This is a genomic window from Kluyvera sp. NPDC087067 (genome assembly GCF_044745165.1).
Lineage (GTDB): Bacteria > Pseudomonadota > Gammaproteobacteria > Enterobacterales > Enterobacteriaceae > Kluyvera.
In genome coordinates this window covers 705,914-729,128 of record NZ_JBIUZS010000002.1, presented here as the reverse complement: position 1 = coordinate 729,128, position 23,215 = coordinate 705,914, and the positions used below count along the sequence as shown (strand labels likewise).

Genomic DNA, 23,215 nt, shown 5'->3' with positions numbered 1-23,215 from the left:
GTTACTCGATGACGACCAGAGGCTCGTCAAATTCAACTGGTTGACCGCTTTCGACCAGGATTGCTTTCACAGTCCCTGATTTGTCAGCTTCAATCTGGTTCATCATTTTCATCGCTTCAACGATGCACAGGGTGTCGCCCACGTTAACTTTCTGACCAACTTCCACGAATGCTTTAGCATCCGGGCCTGGAGTGCGATAGAAAGTACCAACCATCGGGGAACGTACGATGTGACCACTGATTTCAGCTTTAGCTGGAGCTTCAGCTGCAGCTGGTGCTGCCGCAACAGGCGCTTGTGCTTGCGCTTGCATAACAGGTGCTGCGTAAGCCTGCTGCATCACTGGATAACCGGTGCCTGGGGCTGAGCGGCTGATGCGCACAGACTCTTCACCTTCAGAAATTTCCAGTTCGTTGATGCCAGACTCTTCGACCAGCTCGATCAGTTTTTTAATCTTACGAATATCCATGAGTGGGTTCCGTACTCTTTGTTTAGTGTGATTGTGACAGGCGTTTGACCGCCGTCTGTAAAGCGTATGAATAGCCGTCAGCCCCAAGTCCGCAGATAACGCCCGAGGCGATATCAGACAGATACGAGTGATGGCGGAATGGTTCGCGCGCATGTACGTTGCTTAAGTGAATCTCGATAAACGGGATACTCACTGCCAGCAACGCATCGCGAATGGCAACGCTCGTGTGCGTAAATGCGGCCGGATTAATCAGGATATAGTCAATGTTGTCTTTAGCCTGATGAATACGGTCGATAAGGACGTACTCGGCGTTAGATTGCAGACTGTCGAGCGTGACGTTAAGCGTTTCGGCTTCCGCATTCAAGCGGCTAACGATCTGGGAAAGCGTCAGCGTGCCATACTTCTCTGGCTCACGGGTGCCTAACATGTTCAGGTTCGGGCCGTTTAAAAGCAAAATGCGAAACTTGTCAGTCATTGTGCTGCTATCTCCTGCTATTCTCGGGTAAAAAACAAAATATACCTTCGATGCGCGATTGTCACCCTTTCAGAGGCCTAAAAACCCCTTCAGGAAAACCAAGGTCGCACATTATAACTATTTCGTAGCATTTGGCAGCTAAATACTGGTCTTATCAGGGAAGATTATCAACCGCATTCGTGTAAAGAGCGTCGAACGTTAAAAGAATTGCGGTAAACCGCACACATCGTGACGCTATCGCCACCATTGGCGGAACTTCTTATAACGGCACAGCAGCAGGGCGATGGCAACGCCGGCGTATATCAACGGTTGAGGCGAAATAATCTTCACTGACCACAGATAATGAATCGGCGCGAGGATCGCGACAAGATAGACGAAGTTATGCAAAAGCTGCCAGCGCCGCCCTAATTTTCGTTGCATTGCCTGCGTTGAAGTTACCGCCAGTGCGAGCAAAATCAGCCAGCAGGCCAGCCCCAGAAGCAAATAGGGACGAGTGACGATCTCCTGACCTAATAGCGATAGATTCTGAATGCCCAGCTCCAGCACGCTATAGCTTGTCAGATGGATAGACGCCCACGCAAAGCACCACAGCCCAAGCAATCGGCGGGTGCGCATCAACAACGGTTGTTTAGCGTAGCGCGCCAGTGGCGAAATTAACAAGGTTGCCAGCAGAAATTTCAGAGCCATCCTACCGGTAAAGTGCTGGATATCTTTGACCGGATCGGCGCTCAATTGCCCCTGAGACACGGCCCAGAAAAGCCAGAACAGGGGTAAAAATCCGGCAAGGTGCAGCACGACCTTAAGCCAGGTCACCTGCTTAACTGATAACCGCATTAGAAATTCTCCCGTAAATTCATGCCGCGATACAACGACGCCACCTCATCGGCATAGCCGTTAAACAGCAAGGTCGGCTGGCGCTGAACGTCCAGAATGCCGCCTGAGCCGATAAAACGTTCGGTTGCCTGTGACCAGCGCGGATGATCGACGTGCGGGTTTACGTTGGCATAAAAACCATATTCATTCGGCGCGGCGAGGTTCCACGTCGAGTCCGGGCGTTCACGGGTGAGCGTAATGCTGACGATGGATTTAATGCCCTTAAAGCCATACTTCCACGGTACGGTCAGGCGAATTGGCGCGCCATTTTGCGGCGGCAGCGCTTTGCCATAGACGCCCACGGTAAGTAACGTCAGCGGATTCATCGCCTCATCCAGACGCAATCCTTCTATATAAGGATAGGCAAGCCCGCCGCCAATAAAGCGATCCTTCTGGCCGGGCATGTGCTCCGGTGAATACAGGGTTTTAAAGGCGACGTATTTGGCATTGCTGGTGGGTTCCACGGCGGCCAGCAGTTTATGCAGCGGGAAGCCAATCCACGGCACCACCATCGACCACGCCTCGACGCAGCGCATGCGATAAATGCGTTCTTCCAGCGGGAAGCGTTTTGTCAGGTCGTCGTGATCGAGCGTCAGAGGTTTGGCGACTTCTCCCCCGATAGTTAACTTCCATGGATCCGTTGGCAAACTGCCGGCGTTGGCCGCAGGGTCGGCTTTATCGAGACCAAATTCATAGAAGTTGTTGTAGCCCGTAACTTTATTTTCCGGCGTCAAGGCGAGCTTACTCTGCCATTGCGCGGGTTTATCAAAGGTCAGCGCTGGGCCAGACGGTGCGGGTGGTCGGTCGTTACCTTTGAACCAATCGGTCAGGCTTGAGGCATGAAGCGGGAGTGAGGCGGCGGCCGTGCCAATGCCTAACATCTTCAGGACCTGGCGGCGCTTTAGCATAAACACAGACTCGGCGGTGACGTCTGATTCGGTTAATTTTTTAGGGGTCATAGTGCTCTCCGTCAGGCTTTTTTTTAAGCATGACGGAGGCAAACTATTATTGCGAATATATCACGAAAAATTGCAGATTAAGCGATTTTGACCAGCGTACGGCCCTGGATCTGATTGTTGATAATTTTGTCGGCGAAGGCGGGCGCCTGCTCAAGACTAATCTCCGTTGCGCTCTGGGCGAAGAACGATTCAGGCAGGTCGTTCACTAAACGCTGCCAGGCTTTCTCACGACGCGCCGCAGGTGTCATGACCGAGTCAACGCCCTGTAGACGAACATTACGCAGGATAAATGGCATGACGGTGGTTGGCAGGGCAAAGCCGCCAGCTAAACCACAGGCAGCCACGCAGCCACCGTAGTTCATCTGCGCCAGCACCTTGGCTAACACTTTATCGCCCACGGTATCTACGGCACCGGCCCAAATCTGTTTTTCCAGCGGGCGAGTTTCGGCAAACTCGGCGCGGTCAAGAATACGGTTTGCGCCAAGAGCACGCAGATAGTCATGCGTACTTTCACGGCCAGATACGGCGGCGACCTGATAACCTAGCTTGTGCAGCAATGCGATAGCGGTGCTGCCCACGCCACCGCTGGCGCCGGTGACCACAATTTCACCATCTTCAGGACGAACGCCGGCATCTTCCAGCGCCATCACGCACAGCATGGCGGTAAAACCAGCTGTACCGATAATCATCGCCTTACGTCCATCTAAACCCGCCGGTAGCGGCACCAGCCAGTCACCGTTCACGCGTGCACGGCTGGACAGGCCGCCCCAATGGTTTTCGCCCACGCCCCAGCCGGTTAACAGCACCTGCTGGCCTGGCGCGTAACGCGCGTCGTCGCTGGCGTACACTGTCCCGGCGAAATCGATCCCCGGAACCATTGGGAAATTGCGGATGATTTTGCCCTTGCCGGTGATAGCCAGCGCATCTTTATAGTTCAGGCTAGACCACTGTACATCGACGGTGACATTACCCTGCGGAAGCAGGCTATCATCAACGGCCTGCACTGCGGCGATGGTTTTGCCATCCTGCTGTTCTAAAATGAGTGCCTGCATAATCCTTCCTTACATGAACTGATAGTGAAAAAATCTACCGGGACTATACTCGTTTATCATCATTTGATGGCGATTTGGCGCAATAAATTGCCAGATCTGTCAGGTTTGGTAGTATGCCCCCCTGGTAAGATATGTTAGTGCTTACTTCTTGTAAGACACGGACGCTGGCTCCCGATATTTGATCGGGTACGATAAACCTACGGAGTTAACTCAGGGATGCGATTAACGACGAAGTTCTCAGCTTTTTTCACGCTTTTAACCGGGCTCACCATATTTGTAACGTTAATCGGTTCCTCACTGAGTTTTTATAACGGCATACAATACAAGATAGCGAATCGCGTACAGGCCGTTGCCACCGTGCTGGATAACCGCTTACTCAACACCCCGTTCGATAAGCTGGATAATCAGCTCGATGAGATCATGGTGTCCCTCGACATCGTGCGCATCGACTTTACGATTGACGGTAAGACGCTCTTTCACCATTCGCGCAGCAGCAGTTATCTGCCGATGGGCAGTCATTATCAGTTTCGCGAAATGGACGTCCCCTCGATTAAGCATCCTGGCATGATGATTCATCTGGTCTACCAGGATCCGATGGCAAACTACTTCCGCTCGCTAATGACCACCGCCCCGCTGACCGGGACAATTGTCTTTATGGTGCTGGTGGTGTTTATCGCCGTGCGCTGGCTACGTCGACAGCTGGCGGGGGAAGAGTTACTGGAACTGCGCGCGATTCGAATTTTAAACGGCGAGCGCGGCGCGAAGGCCAAAGGCAATATCCACGAATGGCCAACCCGTACCAGCAGTGCGCTGGATATGCTGCTTTCTGAAGTCCAGTTTGCCGGTGAACAGCGAAGCCGCCTCGATACGCTTATTCGCGCTTATGCTGCACAGGATTCCAAAACGGGGCTCAGCAATCGCCTGTTCTTTGATAACCAGCTCGCCACGTTGCTAGACGATCAGGAAAATGTCGGTTCACACGGGATTGTGATGATGATCCGCCTGCCCGATTTCGACTTCCTGCGCGACAACTGGGGACGCGCGGCGGCGGAAGAACATGTCTTTACGCTCATTAATCTGCTCTCTACCTTTATTATGCGCTACCCGGGTGCGCTGCTGGCGCGCTATCGCCGCAGTGACTTTACCGTTTTACTGCCGCACCGTACCTTAAAAGAGGCGGATAGCATCGCCGGGCAGTTGCTGAAAGCCATTGATGGATTGCCGCTGACGAAAATCCTCGACCGTGACGACATGATGCACATCGGCATCTGTGCCTGGCGCGGCGGGCAGACGACCGAGCAGGTGATGGAACATGCCGAAGCGGCCGTGCGCAACGCGGTGCTTCAGGGCAGCAACAGTTGGGCAATCTACGACGATTCGCTGCCGGAAAAAGGTCGCGGTAATGTGCGCTGGCGTACCTTAATTGAGCAAATGCTAAGCCGTGGCGGCCCGCGTATCTATCAAAAACCGGCGGTAACGCTTGAAGGCAATGTGCATCACCGTGAGCTCATGTGCCGTATTTTTGATGGTAAAGAAGAGGTCATTGCTGCGGAATATCTGCCGATGGTGCTGGAGTTTGGCCTGGGTGAAGAATATGACCGTCAGCAGATTAGCCGCTTGATTCCTTTCCTGGGATTCTGGCCGCAGGAAAATCTGGCGATTCAGGTAACGGTGGAGTCGTTAATCCGCCCTCGTTTTCAGCGCTGGCTACGTGATACTTTAATGCAGTGCGAAAAATCGCAACGTCGACGGATTATTTTTGAACTTGCAGAGGTAGATGTCTGTCAACATATCACTCGGTTGCAGCCGGTCGTGCGTTTAATCCATGCATTAGGCGTTCGGGTTGCCGTAACTCAGGCTGGTCTGGCCTTAGTCAGTACCAGTTGGATTAAGCAGCTCGAGATTGAATTGATCAAGATCGATCCCGTGCTGGTGCGAAATATTGAAAAACGAAGTCAAAACCAACTGTTGGTACAAAGTCTGGTGGAAGCGTGTAAAGGAACATCGATACAGGTTTTCGCGGCGGGTGTCCGCAGTCGGGGTGAGTGGCAGGTGCTGACCGAATGCGGAGTTTTCGGCGGTCAGGGTGATTTTTTTGCCGCCTCACAGCCGCTTGACTCAAATGTGAAAAAATATTCGCAAAGATATTCGGTTTGACCTGCTGTTTAACGTGTTTATCACGTAGAATGACGCGCGCGGTTTTTTCTGGGAGTGTGCATGTCTGCTCGCCGGTAAAACAACGCATCACGCATGTGACGACCTTTGACAGGTACAAATCCAGGAAGGAGCGGCAGTGAGTCTCCCTGCACTGAAGGAGTCAGGTTGGATTTGTAACAAAGGTAACGAACTGCACTAATTTTCACCGTTGCAGATGATTTTTGCGCCTTGTCGCTGCTACGTGTGGTTGGTAAAGTAAGCGGATTTTATTTTTCCGCCCCAGCTTTCAGGATTATCCCTTAGTATGTTGAAAAAATTTCGTGGCATGTTTTCCAATGACCTGTCCATTGACCTGGGTACCGCGAATACCCTGATTTACGTAAAAGGACAAGGCATCGTATTGAATGAGCCTTCCGTTGTCGCCATTCGTCAGGACCGTGCCGGTTCCCCGAAAAGCGTGGCTGCCGTTGGTCATGACGCAAAACAGATGCTGGGTCGTACGCCGGGCAACATCGCGGCAATTCGTCCGATGAAAGACGGCGTTATCGCTGACTTCTTCGTTACTGAAAAAATGCTCCAGCACTTCATTAAACAGGTTCACAGCAACAGCTTTATGCGCCCAAGTCCGCGCGTACTGGTGTGTGTGCCGGTTGGCGCAACTCAGGTTGAACGTCGTGCGATTCGTGAATCCGCTCAGGGTGCCGGCGCGCGTGAAGTGTTCCTGATTGAAGAGCCAATGGCGGCGGCAATCGGTGCGGGTCTGCCGGTTTCTGAAGCAACCGGTTCTATGGTTGTGGATATCGGTGGCGGTACTACCGAGGTTGCTGTTATCTCCCTGAACGGCGTGGTGTACTCCTCTTCCGTGCGTATCGGCGGCGACCGTTTCGACGAAGCCATCATTAATTATGTGCGTCGTAACTACGGTTCCCTTATCGGTGAAGCGACCGCAGAACGTATCAAACACGAAATCGGCTCTGCTTACCCGGGCGATGAAGTGCGTGAAATCGAAGTGCGTGGCCGTAACCTGGCTGAAGGCGTTCCGCGCGGCTTTACGCTGAACTCCAACGAAATCCTCGAAGCGCTGCAAGAGCCGCTGACCGGTATCGTTAGCGCGGTTATGGTTGCACTGGAACAGTGTCCACCAGAGCTGGCTTCAGATATCTCCGAGCGCGGTATGGTGCTGACCGGCGGCGGTGCGCTGCTGCGTAACCTTGACCGTCTGTTGATGGAAGAAACCGGTATTCCAGTTGTTGTTGCTGAAGATCCGCTGACCTGCGTAGCGCGTGGCGGCGGCAAGGCGCTGGAAATGATCGACATGCACGGCGGCGACTTGTTTAGCGAAGAGTAGTCAGCATGAAGTTCAGGGTAGCCAATGGGCTACCCTTAATTTCACTGACACGAGAATACGCATAGCCTATGAAGCCCATTTTTAGCCGTGGCCCGTCGCTACAGATTCGCCTTATCCTGGCGGTGCTGGTGGCGCTGGGTGTCATTATCGCCGACAGCCGTCTGGGTATGTTCAGTCAAATACGAACGTACATGGATACTGCCGTCAGTCCTTTCTACTTTGTCTCTAACGGTCCTCGTGAACTGCTGGATAGCGTTTCTCAAACGCTGGCTTCACGCGATCAGCTTGAACTTGAAAACCGCGCATTACGTCAGGAACTGTTATTAAAAAACAGCGACCTGCTGATGCTGGGTCAATACAAACAGGAAAATGCCCGTCTACGTGAGCTGTTAGGTTCACCGCTGCGCCAGGATGAACAAAAAATGGTGACGCAGGTGATCTCAACGGTTAACGATCCTTATAGCGATCAGATGGTTATCGATAAGGGTAGCGTAAACGGTGTCTATGAAGGTCAGCCGGTTATCAGTGACAAAGGCGTTGTCGGCCAGGTTGTTGCTGTGGCGAAACTGACCAGCCGGGTGCTGCTGATTTGCGATGCCACCCATGCGTTACCGATTCAGGTTTTGCGTAACGATATCCGCGTTATTGCTGCTGGCAACGGCTGTACTGACGACCTGCAACTGGAACATTTGCCGGCCAATACCGACATTCGCGTCGGTGACGTTCTGGTGACGTCGGGCTTAGGCGGACGCTTCCCGGAAGGCTATCCGGTCGGCGTGGTTTCTTCCGTTAAGCTCGACACGCAGCGCGCGTACACGGTGATTCAGGCGCGTCCTACGGCGGGTCTGCAACGCCTGCGCTATCTGTTGCTATTGTGGGGAGCAGACCGTAACGGCTCTAACCCAATGACGCCGGAAGAGGTGCACCGCGTGGCCAACGAGCGCCTGATGCAGATGATGCCTCAGGTTCTGCCATCGCCTGAAACAATGGGGCCGCAACTTCCCGCCCCGGCGACGGGTATCACCACGCCGCCTGCGGTAACCACGCCACCCCCTCCAGCAAGGGGGCAATAGTGGCAAGTTATCGTAGCCAGGGACGCTGGGTCATCTGGCTCTCGTTCCTCATTGCACTGCTGCTACAAGTCATGCCCTGGCCGGACAACCTGACGGTTTTCCGGCCAAATTGGGTTCTGCTCATTCTGCTTTACTGGTCGCTTGCCCTGCCGCATCGGGTGAATGTCGGTACAGGCTTCGTGATGGGTGCCATACTGGACTTAATCAGCGGTTCAACGCTTGGTGTTCGTGCGCTATCGTTAAGCATTGTCGCCTATCTGGTGGCGCTCAAATATCAGCTGTTCCGTAACCTGGCGCTCTGGCAACAGGCGCTGGTCGTCATGCTGCTTTCTCTTGCCACGGATATTATTGTTTTCTGGTCAGAGTTTTTAGTGATCAACGTCTCTTTCCGACCGGAAGTGTTCTGGAGTAGTGTAGTTAACGGCGTGCTCTGGCCGTGGATCTTTCTTCTGATGCGTAAAGTTCGCCAGCAATTTGCCGTTCAATAAGGTCGTTATGGTATCTCTCTATCTTGCTTCTGGTTCCCCACGTCGCCAGGAACTTCTCACACAGCTTGGTATTTCGTTTGAGAAAGTCGTTCCCGGTATTGAAGAGCTGCGCCGTCCTGATGAGTCGGCGCAACATTATGTGGCGCGCCTGGCGCGAGAGAAGGCCCAGGCGGGCGTGGCGTTAACTCGCGACGATCTCCCTGTTCTGGGAGCGGATACCATTGTTATCCTTAACGGTGAAGTGCTGGAGAAACCGCGTGATGCTGCTCATGCAGCGGTCATGCTGCGAATGCTTTCAGGGAAAACCCACCAGGTGATGACCGCCGTCGCGCTGGCGGATAGCCAGCATACGCTCGACTGTCTGGTGGTGACCGAAGTCACTTTCCGGGCGCTGTCTGATGATGACATCGCAGACTATGTGGCGAGCGGCGAACCTTTAGATAAAGCAGGTGCATACGGTATTCAAGGGCTGGGTGGCTGTTTCGTCAGGAAGATAAATGGCAGCTATCACGCCGTAGTCGGCTTACCGCTGGTGGAAACGTATGAGTTGCTGAGTAACTTTAACTCGCTACGTGATAAAAGGGATAAACATGACGGCTGAACTATTAGTGAACGTGACGCCATCGGAAACGCGAGTTGCGTATATCGATGGCGGCATTTTGCAGGAAATTCATATTGAACGAGAGGCGCGACGTGGAATAGTAGGCAATATCTACAAAGGTCGCGTCAGTCGGGTTTTACCGGGTATGCAGGCGGCCTTTGTAGATATTGGTCTCGATAAGGCAGCATTCCTCCACGCTTCCGATATCATGCCGCATACCGAATGTGTTGCCGGTGAAGAGCAAAAGCAGTTCACCGTTCGCGATATCTCCGAATTAGTTCGTCAGGGCCAGGATCTGATGGTGCAGGTGGTTAAAGATCCGCTGGGCACAAAAGGCGCGCGCCTGACGACCGACATCACCTTGCCATCCCGCTATCTGGTCTTTATGCCCGGCGCTTCGCACGTCGGTGTTTCCCAGCGCATTGAAAGCGAAGTTGAGCGCGATCGCCTGAAAAAGGTGGTGGCCGACTACTGCGATGAGCAGGGTGGATTTATTATTCGCACCGCCGCGGAAGGGGTGTGCGAAGAGGATTTAGCCTCGGATGCCGCCTACCTGAAACGGGTCTGGACGAAAGTGATGGAGCGTAAAAAACGCCCGCAGACGCGCTATCAGATGTACGGTGAACTGGCGCTGGCGCAGCGTGTGCTGCGCGACTTTGCTGATGCGCAGCTGGATAAAATTCGCGTTGATTCCCGTTTAACCTACGAAGCGTTAATGGAATTCACGGCTGAATATATGCCTGAAATGACCAGTAAGCTTGAGCACTATAGCGGTCGCCAGCCTATTTTCGATCTCTTCGATGTTGAGAATGAAATCCAGCGTGCGCTGGAGCGTAAAGTTGAACTTAAGTCAGGCGGCTATCTGGTTATCGACCAGACCGAAGCCATGACCACCGTGGACATCAATACCGGCGCTTTCGTCGGCCATCGTAATCTTGATGACACCATTTTTAACACCAACATTGAAGCCACCCAGGCGATCGCCCGTCAGCTTCGCTTGCGGAATCTCGGCGGTATTATCATCATCGACTTTATCGATATGAATAACGAAGATCACCGCCGCCGGGTGCTGCACTCTTTAGAGCAGGCGCTCAGCAAAGACCGGGTAAAAACCAGCGTCAATGGCTTCTCGCCGCTGGGCCTGGTGGAGATGACCCGTAAACGTACGCGTGAAAGCGTTGAACATGTGCTGTGTAATGAGTGTCCAACCTGTCACGGCCGGGGCACGGTAAAAACCGTTGAGACGGTGTGCTACGAAATCATGCGTGAAATCGTTCGTGTTCATCATGCCTATGATTCCGATCGCTTCCTGGTCTATGCTTCTCCTTCGGTAGCCGAAACGCTGAAGGGCGAAGAGTCCCATGCGCTTGCGGAAGTGGAAATTTTTGTCGGCAAGCAGGTTAAAGTCCAGATTGAACCGCTCTATAACCCGGAGCAGTTCGACGTGGTAATGATGTAATTACGCAGCCTGCTGCAACCCAAGGAGAGATGCGTGAGGCGATTGCCGGGGATTTTACTGCTCACTGTAGCCACACTGATTGTGATTATCGCGCTGCTGGTGAGTGGCCTGCGACTCGCCTTGCCGCATCTGGACACCTGGCGCCCGGCGTTACTGCAAAAAATCGAGGCGGCAACGGGGTTACCCATCTCCGCTTCACAGATAAATGCCAGCTGGCAGACCTTTGGCCCGACGCTGGATGTGCGCGACATTAAAGCCGGTCTGGCTGACGGCGGCAATCTGTCCATCAAACGCGCCTCTATGGCGCTGGATGTCTGGCAAAGCCTCCTGCATATGCGCTGGCAGTTCCGGGAGCTGACTTTCTGGCAACTGCAAATCCACACCAACACCCCGCTGCAAAAAAATGACGGTGGCGAAAGTCTGAAAAGCGATCGCGTGGCCGACCTCTTCCTGCGTCAGTTTGACCATTTCACCCTGCGTGATAGCCACTTAAGCTTCCTGACGCTCTCCGGCCAGCGTGCCGAGCTGGCTGTGCCACAGTTAACCTGGTTAAACGGTAAAAATCGTCACCGCGCCGAGGGCGAACTCAGTCTTTCCAGCCTGACCGGTCAGCACGGGGTAATGAAAGTGCGCATGGATATGCGCGATGAAAATGGCCTGCTGAACAAGGGGCGTCTCTGGCTGCAAGCGGACGATATTGACGTTAAGCCGTGGTTGGGACGCTGGATGCAGGACAACATTGCCCTGACCCGCGCGCGCTTTAGCCTCGAAGGTTGGGCATCGCTGGATAACGGTGAAATCTCTGCTGGTGACGTGTGGCTGAAGAAAGGCGGCGCGAGCTGGCAGGGCAATGAGCAGGAACATCGTCTGACGGTCGATAACCTGACGGCGCATCTTTCGCGTGAGAAAGAGGGATGGGAATTTCGTATTCCCGACACCCGGATCACCATCGACGATACGCCCTGGCCACGAGGCGCACTGGCGCTGGCGTGGATCCCTTCGCAGGAAGTCGGCGGGCCGAATCATAAACGTAGCGATGAGCTGCGCATACGCGCAAGCCACCTGTCGCTTGCTGGCTTAAACGGTCTGCTGCCCATTGCTGAGAACTTGTCGCCAGAGTTGGCCGATATCTGGCGCACCGCCCAGCCCAACGGCATGGTGGATACGCTAGCTATCGATATTCCCCTTCAGGAGGCGGAAAAAACGCGCTTTAACGCGACGTGGAAAGATCTGGCCTGGAAGCAGTGGAAGCTGTTGCCGGGGGCTGAACATGTCTCCGGGCGTGTCGCGGGTAGCGCCGAAAACGGTTCTTTGCAGGTGACGATGCAAAACGCCCTGATGCCGTACGAGCGCGTGTTCCGCGCGCCGCTGGAGATTGCCGACGGCACGGCGACGCTCAATTGGGTCAATAACGACAAAGGTTTTATGCTCGACGGCCGCAACATTGACGTGCAGGCGACCGGCGTGCGCGCTGCGGGCGGTTTCCGCTATCTGCAACCGAAGGATGACCAGCCGTGGCTGGGGATCCTTGCTGGCATTAGCACCAACGATGGCGGTCAGGCCTGGCGATACTTCCCTGAAAATTTAATGGGTAAAGCGCTGGTGGACTACCTGAGCGGAGCGATACAGGCCGGTAAGGCGGAGAACGCGACGCTGGTGTATGGCGGCAATCCACATCTGTTCCCGTACCCGCACAATGAGGGGCAGTTCCAGGTTTATGTTCCGCTAAAAGACGCGACTTTTGCCTTCCAGCCTGATTGGCCCGCGTTAACGCATCAGGATATCGAGCTTAACTTTATCAATGCCGGGCTGTGGATGAAGGCGGATAAAGCCACCCTCGGTGGCGTGACCGCCAGTAACCTTGATGCCGCTATTCCCGATTACGCCAAAGAGAAGCTGCTGATAAGCGCAGACATCAATGGTCCGGGGAAGGCGGTTGGCCCGTATTTTAAAGAGACACCGCTTAGCAAGTCGTTAGGCGCCACGCTTGATGAGCTCCAGCTTGATGGCGACGTGAGCGCTCGCTTACATCTGGATATTCCGCTGGACGGTGAGCTGGTCAAGGCGACCGGTGATGTAACGCTTAATAATAACAGCCTGTTTATCAAGCCGTTGGACAGTACCCTGCACAATCTTAGCGGTCGGTTTAGCTTTGACAATGGCAACCTGACCAGCGAGCCGCTGACCGCCACCTGGTTTAACCAGCCGCTTAACGTCAACTTCAACACCACGGAAGGCGCGAAAGCCTATCAGGTGGGCGTAGACATGCAGGCGGACTGGCAGCCTGCGCGCACCGGCGTCCTGCCAAAACCTTTTGCGGAGGCGCTAAAAGGCAATGTGCCGTGGAAAGGCAATGTCGCCATTGAACTGCCTTATAACGGCAATACAACTTATAAAGTTGGCATTACCGGTGATCTGAAGAATGTGAGCAGTCACTTACCTTCTCCAGCAGACAAAGCCGCCGGGCAGCCGTTGCCGCTGAAAATTAACGTTGACGGCAACCTGCGCAGCTTCACTCTGACCGGCAATGTCGGTTCAACGAATCATCTCAACAGCCGCTGGTTGCTGGGTAATAAGCTGAAGCTGGAGAACGCTATCTGGGCATCGGATAGCCGAAGTATTCCACCGTTGCCGTCAACGCCGGGCGTGGAGCTGAACCTGCCGCCGATGGATGGCGCGCAGTGGCTAGCATTGTTCCAGAAGGGGGCGGCGGATAGCGTCAGTACCGCTGCCGCTTTCCCGCAAAATATCACCCTGCGCACGCCATCGTTGACCTTTGCCGGACAGCAATGGAATAACCTGAGCCTGGTATCGCAGCCGACGGCTGGCGGCACGCGCATTGAAGCACAAGGGCGCGAAATCAACGGCAGCCTGATAATGAAAAACGCCCAGCCATGGCAGGCGGCGGTGCGTTATCTCTACTATAACCCGTCGGTAAACCCGATAGCAGCTCCGACAACGGTGGCAGCAAATAGCCAGCCGGTAAGCAATCCAATTGATTTCCACGGCTGGCCGGATCTCCAGTTGCGCTGCGCGGAATGTTGGCTGTGGGGACAAAAATATGGTCGAATTGACGGCGATTTCAGCATCAAAGGCGACTCCTTATCGCTGGAAAATGGCCTGATCGACACCGGTTTTGGTCGGCTGACTGCGGATGGCGTGTGGGTTAACTCACCAGCGGGTCAACGGACGTCGTTGAAAGGGAAAATTCACGGGAACAATATTGACGATGCAGTGAGTTTCTTTGGTGTTTCTACCCCGATTCGCGATTCTTCCGTTGATGTGGACTACGATTTACATTGGCGGGATAAACCGTGGCAGCCAGACGTTGCCTCGCTAAACGGCATTCTGAAAGCGCATGTTGGTAAAGGGGAATTTACCGACATTTCAACCGGACATGCTGGGCAGTTGCTGCGCCTGTTGAGCGTCGATGCGCTGCTGCGTAAGCTGCGCTTCGACTTTAGCGATACCTTCAGTGAAGGCTTCTATTTTGACTCCATTCGCAGCACCGCGTGGATCAAAGACGGCGTGCTGAATACTGACGACACGCTGGTAGACGGCCTGGAAGCGGATATTGCGATGAAAGGCTCGGTCAACCTGGTACGTCGTGAACTGAATATGGAAGCCATCGTAGCGCCTGAAATCTCGGCCACCGTGGGTGTCGCCACTGCTTTTGTGGTGAACCCGATTATCGGCGCGGCGGTCTTTGCGGCCACCAAGGTGCTCGGCCCGCTGTGGAATAAGGTCTCGATTCTGCGCTATCGCATCACCGGCCCGATTGATAAGCCGCAAATTAACGAAGTGCTGCGCCAGCCGCGCAGCAATGAAAAAAAGCCATGATTTGACGCAAGCCTTGAATTGCCTCAATCTCATAACACTATACACAAAATCATTCAAGTTGCCTCAAGGCGGCAAGGGAGTGACAAATTCGTCAGGAACGAATTTGACCAGCCAAAGGCTGGCCTCTGGTGAGGGACAGGGATGTCCCTCATTAATCCCCTGGAGCGTACATAAGTACGTGACTGGGGTGAATGAGCGCGGCCAACGCAGAAGCAACTTGAATGATGAAGTGTATAACACCCGGAATACAGGCCTGAATGCGCCATACGCGCGGGCATCAACGAGTAGCGAAATAATGAGTTTAAATCTGGTAAGTGAACAATTGCTGGCGGCGAATGGCCTGAATCATCAGAGCCTTTTTGCCATTCTTGGTCAACTCACGGAGCGCCGTCTTGACTATGGCGATCTCTATTTTCAGTCCAGCTATCACGAATCCTGGGTTTTAGAAGACCGCATCATTAAAGATGGTTCTTACAATATCGACCAGGGCGTCGGAGTGCGGGCGGTGAGCGGTGAAAAAACCGGTTTTGCCTACGCCGATCAGATTAGCCTGCTGGCGCTGGAGCAAAGCGCTCAGGCCGCGCGTACGATTGTGCGTGATACCGGCAATGGCAAAGTGCAGACGCTTGGCGCGGTAGAATATTCTCCGCTGTACACCACGCTCGACCCGCTGCAGAGCATGAGCCGCGAAGAGAAGCTGGATATCCTGCGTCGCGTCGATAAAGTGGCCCGCGCCGAAGACAAGCGAGTGCAGGAAGTGACCGCCAGCCTCACCGGCGTGTATGAGATGATCCTGGTTGCCGCCACGGACGGTACGCTGGCGGCGGATGTACGCCCGCTGGTACGCCTGTCGGTAAGCGTGCAGGTGGAAGACGACGGCAAACGTGAGCGCGGCGCGAGCGGCGGCGGCGGTCGTTTTGGTTACGACTATTTCCTCGCAGACCTCAACGGTGAAGTGCGTGCCGATGCCTGGGCCAAAGAGGCCGTGCGCATGGCGCTGGTTAACCTGTCGGCGGTCGCCGCTCCTGCCGGAACGCTACCGGTCGTGTTGGGGGCTGGCTGGCCGGGCGTGCTGCTGCACGAAGCCGTAGGTCATGGCCTGGAAGGCGACTTTAACCGTCGCGGTACGTCGGTGTTCAGCGGACAGATGGGCCAGTTGGTGGCTTCGGAACTGTGTACTATCGTTGATGATGGCACCATGGCCAACCGTCGTGGCTCCGTGGCGATTGACGATGAAGGTACGCCGGGCCAGCACAATACCCTTATTGAAAACGGTATCCTCAAAGGTTACATGCAGGACAAACTCAACGCGCGTCTGATGGGCGTTGCGCCAACCGGTAACGGTCGTCGTGAGTCCTACGCGCACCTGCCGATGCCGCGTATGACCAACACCTATATGCTGGCGGGTAAATCCACGCCGCAGGAAATTATCGAATCCGTGGAGTACGGCTTGTATGCGCCAAACTTTGGCGGCGGCCAGGTGGATATCACCTCCGGTAAGTTTGTCTTCTCTACCTCAGAAGCCTACCTGATTGAAAACGGTAAAGTTACCAAACCGGTGAAAGGCGCGACGTTGATTGGTTCCGGTATCGAAACCATGCAGCAAGTTTCGATGGTCGGTAATGATCTGAAGCTGGATAACGGCGTGGGCGTGTGCGGCAAAGAAGGTCAAAGCCTGCCGGTTGGCGTGGGTCAGCCAACGTTGAAAGTGGATAATTTGACGGTGGGCGGCACGGCCTGACCTGAATAGTTTTGAAAATGAATGGCGCACCTCTAAAAGGTGCGCCATTTTTTTATCGTGAATGGTCCAAAGGGATCTCAGGATCGGGCTCGTGAGTGATGCGGTTACGCAAGTCACGTCGAATAATTTCAATAGACCAGAACCAAATCAGGTGACCCACGATTTCTGATACGTGTTCGTACCATGGCAGTTCAAAGAGCGGTGGCGTCAGGCCCATCAGAGGGAACGAGATCATATGGACAAAAAGTTGAGCTAAAGCACCGGCGAGCAAGCCTTGCCAGAGTTTTATTTTAGGGAAAACTTCGGCCACTACACAATAGCCTACTGCGAACACGATTGAGAAAATAATATGTGTTACGCCAACCCAGTTAAATATATGCCCTGCAAATGTATATACTGCCGCATTAGGATCAACGATACCCATCCAATCGCGAAGAAATACATAAGGTGGGTTGAGGAAATTACGTGAGCAATCAATTTGTCCCGCTGCGCGAATTAATTGTTCTGGCGCGCATGCTCCGCTGAATAAATCGGTTGGGCTACGAGGGGGTAACGGAACTTCTGCTCCCCATTTCACAAATGCGGAGACAATCCCTGCGATGAGCCCAATGAATGCGGCGAGCCCATAGCGCCTGCGTGAAGGTGGTGTTAGTTCGAATAAATTCATACTGTGTCCTTGTTGAAAAGTGGCCTAAAAATACCTTTATTATTTCTATTTTTAATAAAAACTCAGTGTCGTCAGACAACGTTGACGATAGGCCTGGAATGACAACTCTGTCAATCCGCTAAACATGATAGGCTTCCCGAATTACCGTGGTGGTCATTCGGGAGATATTCATGCAGGATATAAGAACTGAGTTAATTAATTTTGCGAGGACGTGATTTAAATTACGACTTTCCTCGCCCTCTCATTTCCTGAAACAACGCCGCCACTTCGACAAAATATTCAGTGAGATAGTTAATACAGACCTGTACCTTCAGCGGGAGTTTGTCCTTTTCGGTATATAACGCATAAACCGGACGCGGATCGGATTGGTAACGCGGCAGCAAAATCTCCACTTCTCCCCGGTTGATCTCGTCAATCGCCCACATCAGCGGCACGTAGGCAAGCCCGGCACCGGCGGAAAGCCAACGGGTGAGCGTCATCGGATCGTTAGTCACAAAACGTCCTTGTGGAATGAGACGCGTGGAGATCCCCTCAGGCGCAATCAGTTCAAACTCGTTATCCGGGCGCACGCTGTATTCCAGCCACGAGTGATTGGCTAAGTCGGCCGGTTTTTCAGGGATCCCTGCATGCTGTAAATAACTTTTGGCCGCGCAGACGACCATCGGCATTGCGCCCAGACGGCGGGAGAAAAGGCTGGAATCCTGCAATGCACCGACGCGGATCACCACGTCCAGACCGTCGGCGATAAGATCCGGCGCGGGGATCCCGGTGACCAGATTGACCGACAGCCCCGGATATTTTTTCAACATATCGGCGGTGATCCTGGCGAGGACATTTTGTGCCATAGTTGAAGAACATCCCACGCGCAGCGTACCGATAGGGGTGTTATTAAAGGCGTAAAGTTGTTCATGCACTTCCTGTGCTTCGAACAGCATGCGGCGGCAGCCCTGGTAGTAAATTTTACCGGCTTCCGTCAGGCCAATGCTGCGGGTACTGCGGTTAAGCAGTTTTACCTGGAGCTCATCTTCCAGTTTAGAGACAGTCTGGCTGATGGATGAAACGCTCATTTGTAGCTGTCGTGCCGCGGCGGTAAAGGAGCCTTGCTCAACAACTTTGGCAAACACCGACATCCGTTTTAATCGTTCCATTGTTCACTCTGGCTTAAAAGTGATTTGCATCACACTATGTAGATAAGGCGATAACAGTTACGCTAAAATACTGTTAGTCACATAACTAAATTTCTAATCTCACCTGCACGCTAGTCTAGTAAGGTCAACATGAGCCTGTTTCCCGTGATCGTAATTTTCGGTCTCTCTTTTCCACCCATATTTTTTGAGCTGCTGTTATCGCTCGCTCTTTTTTGGTTGGTGCGTCGAGTGCTGACGCCAACGGGGATCTATGATTTTGTCTGGCATCCCGCGTTGTTCAACACCGCACTGTATTGCTGCCTGTTTTATTTGATATCACGTTTGTTCGTTTGAGGTAGATGTGAAAACACTAACAAGAAATATCTCCCGTACTGCTATTACGGTGATTCTGGTCGTTCTGGCGTTCATCGCTATTTTCCGCGCCTGGGTCTATTACACCGAATCTCCCTGGACGCGCGATGCTCGCTTTAGCGCTGATGTCGTGGCCATTGCCCCGGATGTCTCGGGCCTGATTAGCCAGGTACACGTCAAGGATAACCAACTGGTCACGAAAAATCAGGTTCTGTTTGTGATAGACCAGCCGCGTTATCAAAAAGCGCTCGCTCAGGCTGAAGCCGATGTATCGTACTACCAGGCGCTGGCAGAAGAGAAAAACCGTGAAGCCGGACGTCGTAACAAGCTGGGCATTAGCGCCATGTCCCGCGAAGAAATCGATCAGTCTAACAACGTGCTACAAACCGTTTTGCATCAGCTCGCGAAAGCTCAGGCAACGCGCGATCTCGCGCGCCTCGACCTCGAACGTACGACGATTCGTGCTCCTGCCGACGGCTGGGTCACCAACCTGAACGTCTACACCGGCGAATTTATTAATCGTGGGTCAACGGCGGTGGCGCTGGTTAAACAGCACTCTTTCTACGTGATGGCCTACCTGGAAGAGACCAAACTTGAAGGCGTACGTCCAGGCTACCGCGCGGAAGTGACGCCGCTTGGCAGCAATCATGTGATTAAAGGCACCGTCGATAGCGTTGCGGCAGGCGTGACCAATGCCAGCAGCAGCGTCGACAGTAAAGGCATGGCGACCATTGACTCTAACCTTGAGTGGGTTCGCCTGGCCCAACGTGTACCGGTACGCATTCGTCTGGATCGGGAGCCTGGCAACCTGTGGCCTGCGGGCACGACCGCCACAGTGGTTATCACCGGTGAAAAAGACCGTGACGCCAGCCAGATGAGCTTCTTCCAGAAGCTGGCGCTGCGCCTGCGTGAATTCGGTTAATCATCATGGGCATTTTCAGTATTGCCAACCAGCATATCCGCTTTGCCGTCAAACTGGCTTGCGCGGTGGTGCTGGCGCTGTTTGTCGGCTTCCATTTTCAGCTTGAAACGCCCCGCTGGGCGGTGCTGACCGCTGCAATCGTCGCTGCTGGCCCGGCATTTGCGGCGGGTGGGGAACCTTACGCTGGGGCGATCCGCTACCGCGGGATGCTGCGCATTGTCGGGACGTTTATCGGCTGTATCGCTGCGCTGGTCATCATCATCACCATGATCCGAGCGCCGCTGTTGATGCTGCTGGTTTGTAGCATTTGGGCCGGATTTTGTACCTGGGTCTCCTCGCTGGTACGGGTTGAGAACTCCTATGCGTGGGGGCTCTCCGGCTACACAGCGCTGATTATCGTCATTACCATTCAGGCTGAACCGCTCCTAACGCCGCAATTTGCCGTGGAGCGATGCAGTGAGATTGTGCTCGGGATCATCTGTGCGATCGTCGCCGATCTGCTGTTTTCACCGCGATCGATTAAAAAAGAGATCGACAACGAACTCGATACGATGCTCATCGATCAATATCGTTTAATGCAGCTGTGCGTACAACATGGCGATAGCGATGAGATGGACAAAGCCTGGCACGCGCTGGTTCGCCGTGCGACAGCGCTGGAAGGAATGCGCAGCAACCTGAAAATGGAATCTTCACGCTGGGCGCGCGCCAATCGTCGCCTGAAGGCGCTCAATACCGTGTCGTTGACCATGGTGACCCAGGCGTGTGAAACCTACATTATGCAGAATACTCGCCCGGAACTGGTGACGGACGCCTACCGCGAACTGTTCGAAGAGCCGGTCGAAACGGTGCAGGATGTGCATCGCCAGCTCAAACGTATGCGACGCGTTCTGGCGTGGACGGGCGAGCATGATACGCCCGTCACTATCTATAGCTGGGTAGGGGCCGCTACGCGCTATCTGTTGCTTAAACGCGGTGTGATTGGCAATACCAAAATCAGCGCCCGTGAAGAAGAGATTCTGCAAAGCGAAGTCGTTGTGCGTCCCGATTCCGCCGAGCGGCATCATGCGATGATTAACTTCTGGCGCACCACGCTTTCCTGCGCGCTTGGCATCTTATTCTGGCTGTGGACCGGCTGGACATCCGGTAGCGGCGCCATGGTGATGATCGCCGTGGTAACGTCACTGGCAATGCGCCTGCCGAATCCACGCATGGTGGCGATAGACTTTATCTACGGCACTATCGCGGCGCTGCCACTCGGTGCGCTCTATTTCCTGATAATCATTCCTGCTACCCAGCAAAGTATGCTGCTGCTTTGCATAAGCCTTGCGGTCATGTGCTTCTTTATCGGTATCGAAGTGCAAAAACGCCGACTGGGTTCAATGGGGGCATTGGCCAGTACCATTAACATCCTGGTACTGGATAATCCGATGACCTTTCACTTTAGCCAGTTCCTGGATAGCGCGTTAGGGCAGATAGTGGGCTGTTTCATGGCGTTTATCGTCATTCTGCTTATCCGCGATAACTCACGGCTGCGCACGGGGCGCGTACTCCTGAACCAGTTTGTGTTGGCTGCGGTATCGGCAATGACCACCAATATGGCGCGTCGTAAAGAGAATCATCTCCCTGGACTCTATCAGCAGCTCTTTTTGCTGTTGAACAAGTTCCCCGGCGATATCGCCAAGTTCCGTCTGGCGCTGACCCTGATTATTGCGCACCAACGTCTGCGCGATGCGCCAATACCGGTGAATGACGATCTCTCAGCATTCCACCGCCAGCTGCGCCGCACCGCAGACCGGGTGATCTCTGCCAGCAACGACAACAAACGTCGCTACTACTTTACCCGCTTACTGGGCGAGTTAGAGGTGTATCAGCAGAAACTGCGTACCTGGGATGCGCCCGCGCAAGTCACCGAGCCGGTTGAACGGCTGGTACTCATGCTGCACAAATACCAGAGTGCGCTCACTATTAATTAAGTTTTTATCCCTCATGTAGCCCGGCCAAGCGAAGCGCCGCCGGGTTAGCCACCCTATATCCCCGATGTAAATTTCACTTTCAGCATTCTGGAAACTGTCCCCCCACAAGCGATGGCTATACTTAAACGGAGACACTTTTCAGGAGGATGTAATGACAACGCTTGCACTGCAGGACAACGATCTTTTTCAGACCGGTTATCTGGTTAATGGTGAATGGCGCAAGCTTGATACCACCTTTGACGTCCTCAACCCGGCAACGGGCGAGCTGGTCGCCAAAGTCGCGAAAGCCGGTACAAAAGAGACTGAAGACGCGATAGCCGCAGCCGCTAAGGCCTTTCCATTGTGGCGAGCAAAGACCGCAAAGGCGCGCTCTGAACTGCTTTATCGCTGGTATCAGCTGATTATCGACAATAAAAGCTGGCTGGCGCGGCTGATGACCCTGGAGCAGGGGAAACCGCTGAAAGAGGCGGAAGGGGAAGTCGAGTACGCGGCGAGTTTTATCCAGTGGTTTGCAGAGCAAGGCAAACGGGCGAACGGTGAAATCATCCCGCCGGTTAAACCGGGTTCACGCATTCTGGCCACCCGCGAACCTATTGGCGTTGTGGCGGCGATTACCCCCTGGAATTTCCCGATGGCGATGCTGGCCCGCAAGCTTGGCCCGGCATTGGCCGCCGGCTGCACCGGGGTGATTAAACCCGCCAATAACACGCCATTATGCGCATTCGCGCTCCTCGCGCTGGCGAAAAAAGCCGGGATCCCCGATGGCGTGTTGAATGCGGTCGCCGGGAATACCGCAGAAATCAGCGATGCCATCATGGCGAGCCACGAGGTGCGCAAAATCTCCTTCACCGGTTCAACCTCGGTGGGCAAAACGCTGGTACGCAATGCCGCAGAAACCATGAAGAAAGTCTCCATGGAACTTGGCGGTAACGCGCCGTATATCGTCTTTGAGGACGCGGATATTGATGCCGCCGTGCAGGGTGCCATTGCCAATAAATTCCGTAATGCCGGGCAGGTGTGCGTCAGCGTGAACCGTTTTTACATCCACGATAGTGTTTATCAACGCTTTGTCAGCCAACTGGCGAACGCCGTGAAGGCGCTGAAAGTGGGGAACGGGCTTGATGAAGGGGTTGTTGTTGGGCCGCTTATTGAAGCATCGGCGGTAAAAAAAGTGCGTGAACACGTAGAAGATGCGATTGCAAAAGGCGCCGAAATCCTCGCCGGTGGTGAGCCGCATCATCTGGGCGGTAACTTCTGGCAACCGACGGTGCTGGGGGAGTGTCATGAGCAGATGCAACTGGCGCAGGAAGAGACGTTCGGCCCGTTAGCTGCCTGCTTCCGCTTTAGCGATGAAGAGGATGTTATTCAACGCGCGAATAATACTCCCTATGGCCTGGCCGCTTACTTTTACACGCAAAATCTGTCCCGCGTCTTCCGGGTCTCACAGGCCTTAGAAAGCGGCATGATCGGTATTAATGAGTGTGCGGTATCGACAGAGCTTGGGCCGTTTGGTGGCGTTAAAGAGTCGGGGCTGGGACGTGAAGGTTCGGTTCTGGGATTGGAAGAGTACCTTGAGGTCAAAACGTTACACATTGGGGGGTTATAGACACATGGGATTGGAT

The 23,215-nt window shown here is 54.0% G+C and carries 19 protein-coding genes; 12 read left to right on the top strand and 7 right to left on the bottom strand.

The genetic code is table 11. The features are described 5' to 3' along the window. Position 1 precedes the first annotated feature (1 nt). The 5 genes from accB to ACIPDS_RS08735 all read right to left on the bottom strand — a co-directional run bounded on the left by accB (position 2) and on the right by ACIPDS_RS08735 (position 3,825). The gene (accB, locus tag ACIPDS_RS08755) at positions 2-466 is read right to left on the bottom strand and encodes an acetyl-CoA carboxylase biotin carboxyl carrier protein (protein WP_166516731.1); all 465 of its coding nucleotides are present in this window, start codon (positions 464-466) and stop codon (positions 2-4) included. Positions 467-488: 22 nt separating this feature from the next. Beyond that, a complete protein-coding gene (gene aroQ / locus ACIPDS_RS08750) occupies positions 489-941 on the bottom strand; it encodes a type II 3-dehydroquinate dehydratase (RefSeq protein WP_061281558.1) in 453 nt (150 codons plus the stop codon). A gap of 234 nt (positions 942-1,175) precedes the next feature. Beyond that, positions 1,176-1,775, bottom strand: coding sequence for a protein-methionine-sulfoxide reductase heme-binding subunit MsrQ (msrQ, locus tag ACIPDS_RS08745; RefSeq protein ID WP_400734660.1), 600 nt, complete (start codon positions 1,773-1,775; stop codon positions 1,176-1,178). Next, positions 1,775-2,773, bottom strand: a complete 999-nt coding sequence (msrP, locus tag ACIPDS_RS08740) for a protein-methionine-sulfoxide reductase catalytic subunit MsrP (RefSeq protein WP_400734658.1) — start codon at positions 2,771-2,773, stop codon at positions 1,775-1,777. The genes msrQ and msrP overlap by 1 nt, the downstream gene beginning before the upstream one ends. Before the next feature lie 77 nt (positions 2,774-2,850). Then, positions 2,851-3,825 carry an MDR family oxidoreductase gene (locus ACIPDS_RS08735; RefSeq protein WP_400734656.1) on the bottom strand — a complete coding sequence of 325 codons (975 nt, stop codon included), beginning with the start codon at positions 3,823-3,825 and terminating at the stop codon, positions 2,851-2,853. Between the two features lie 216 nt (positions 3,826-4,041). Between ACIPDS_RS08735 and csrD the strand changes: the two genes are divergently transcribed. The 8 genes from csrD (at position 4,042) to tldD (ending at position 16,532) form a co-directional block, all read left to right on the top strand. Further along, entirely contained in the window at positions 4,042-5,982 is a 1,941-nt protein-coding gene (csrD, locus tag ACIPDS_RS08730) for an RNase E specificity factor CsrD (RefSeq protein WP_400734654.1), read from the top strand. Positions 5,983-6,286: 304 nt separating this feature from the next. Beyond that, a complete protein-coding gene (gene mreB / locus ACIPDS_RS08725; protein WP_000913396.1) occupies positions 6,287-7,330 on the top strand; it encodes a rod shape-determining protein MreB in 1,044 nt (347 codons plus the stop codon). A gap of 68 nt (positions 7,331-7,398) precedes the next feature. Then, positions 7,399-8,403, top strand: a complete 1,005-nt coding sequence (gene mreC, locus ACIPDS_RS08720) for a rod shape-determining protein MreC (protein ID WP_166516736.1) — start codon at positions 7,399-7,401, stop codon at positions 8,401-8,403. After that, positions 8,403-8,891, top strand: coding sequence for a rod shape-determining protein MreD (mreD, locus tag ACIPDS_RS08715; protein WP_166516737.1), 489 nt, complete (start codon positions 8,403-8,405; stop codon positions 8,889-8,891). The genes mreC and mreD overlap by 1 nt, the downstream gene beginning before the upstream one ends. A gap of 7 nt (positions 8,892-8,898) precedes the next feature. Beyond that, positions 8,899-9,492 carry a Maf family protein gene (locus ACIPDS_RS08710; protein ID WP_400734638.1) on the top strand — a complete coding sequence of 198 codons (594 nt, stop codon included), beginning with the start codon at positions 8,899-8,901 and terminating at the stop codon, positions 9,490-9,492. Beyond that, complete coding sequence (gene rng, locus ACIPDS_RS08705) at positions 9,482-10,951, top strand: ribonuclease G (protein WP_166516739.1); 1,470 nt, start codon at positions 9,482-9,484, stop codon at positions 10,949-10,951. Before ACIPDS_RS08710 ends, rng begins: the two co-directional genes overlap by 11 nt. Before the next feature lie 33 nt (positions 10,952-10,984). After that, positions 10,985-14,791, top strand: a complete 3,807-nt coding sequence (gene yhdP / locus ACIPDS_RS08700) for an AsmA2 domain-containing protein YhdP (RefSeq protein WP_400734635.1) — start codon at positions 10,985-10,987, stop codon at positions 14,789-14,791. A 295-nt stretch (positions 14,792-15,086) separates the two neighbouring features. After that, positions 15,087-16,532: a metalloprotease TldD gene (gene tldD, locus ACIPDS_RS08695; RefSeq protein ID WP_400734633.1), complete on the top strand. Its 1,446-nt coding sequence runs from the start codon at positions 15,087-15,089 to the stop codon at positions 16,530-16,532. A gap of 52 nt (positions 16,533-16,584) precedes the next feature. On the opposite strand, the gene ACIPDS_RS08690 is transcribed toward tldD, so the two are convergent. After that, positions 16,585-17,199, bottom strand: a complete 615-nt coding sequence (locus tag ACIPDS_RS08690; RefSeq protein WP_400734631.1) for a YagU family protein — start codon at positions 17,197-17,199, stop codon at positions 16,585-16,587. Positions 17,200-17,420: 221 nt separating this feature from the next. Continuing rightward, entirely contained in the window at positions 17,421-18,347 is a 927-nt protein-coding gene (gene aaeR, locus ACIPDS_RS08685; RefSeq protein WP_400734630.1) for an HTH-type transcriptional activator AaeR, read from the bottom strand. Between the two features lie 129 nt (positions 18,348-18,476). On the opposite strand from aaeR, the gene aaeX reads away from it, so the two are divergent. The 4 genes from aaeX to ACIPDS_RS08665 all read left to right on the top strand — a co-directional run bounded on the left by aaeX (position 18,477) and on the right by ACIPDS_RS08665 (position 23,199). Further along, entirely contained in the window at positions 18,477-18,680 is a 204-nt protein-coding gene (gene aaeX / locus ACIPDS_RS08680; protein ID WP_400734627.1) for a p-hydroxybenzoic acid efflux pump operon protein AaeX, read from the top strand. Positions 18,681-18,687: 7 nt separating this feature from the next. Continuing rightward, positions 18,688-19,620 carry a p-hydroxybenzoic acid efflux pump subunit AaeA gene (aaeA, locus tag ACIPDS_RS08675; RefSeq protein ID WP_400734625.1) on the top strand — a complete coding sequence of 311 codons (933 nt, stop codon included), beginning with the start codon at positions 18,688-18,690 and terminating at the stop codon, positions 19,618-19,620. A gap of 5 nt (positions 19,621-19,625) precedes the next feature. After that, on the top strand, positions 19,626-21,593 hold the full coding sequence (aaeB, locus tag ACIPDS_RS08670; RefSeq protein ID WP_400734623.1) for a p-hydroxybenzoic acid efflux pump subunit AaeB: 1,968 nt from the start codon (positions 19,626-19,628) through the stop codon (positions 21,591-21,593). Positions 21,594-21,744: 151 nt separating this feature from the next. After that, positions 21,745-23,199, top strand: coding sequence for an NAD-dependent succinate-semialdehyde dehydrogenase (locus tag ACIPDS_RS08665; protein WP_400734621.1), 1,455 nt, complete (start codon positions 21,745-21,747; stop codon positions 23,197-23,199). Positions 23,200-23,215: the final 16 nt, after the last annotated feature.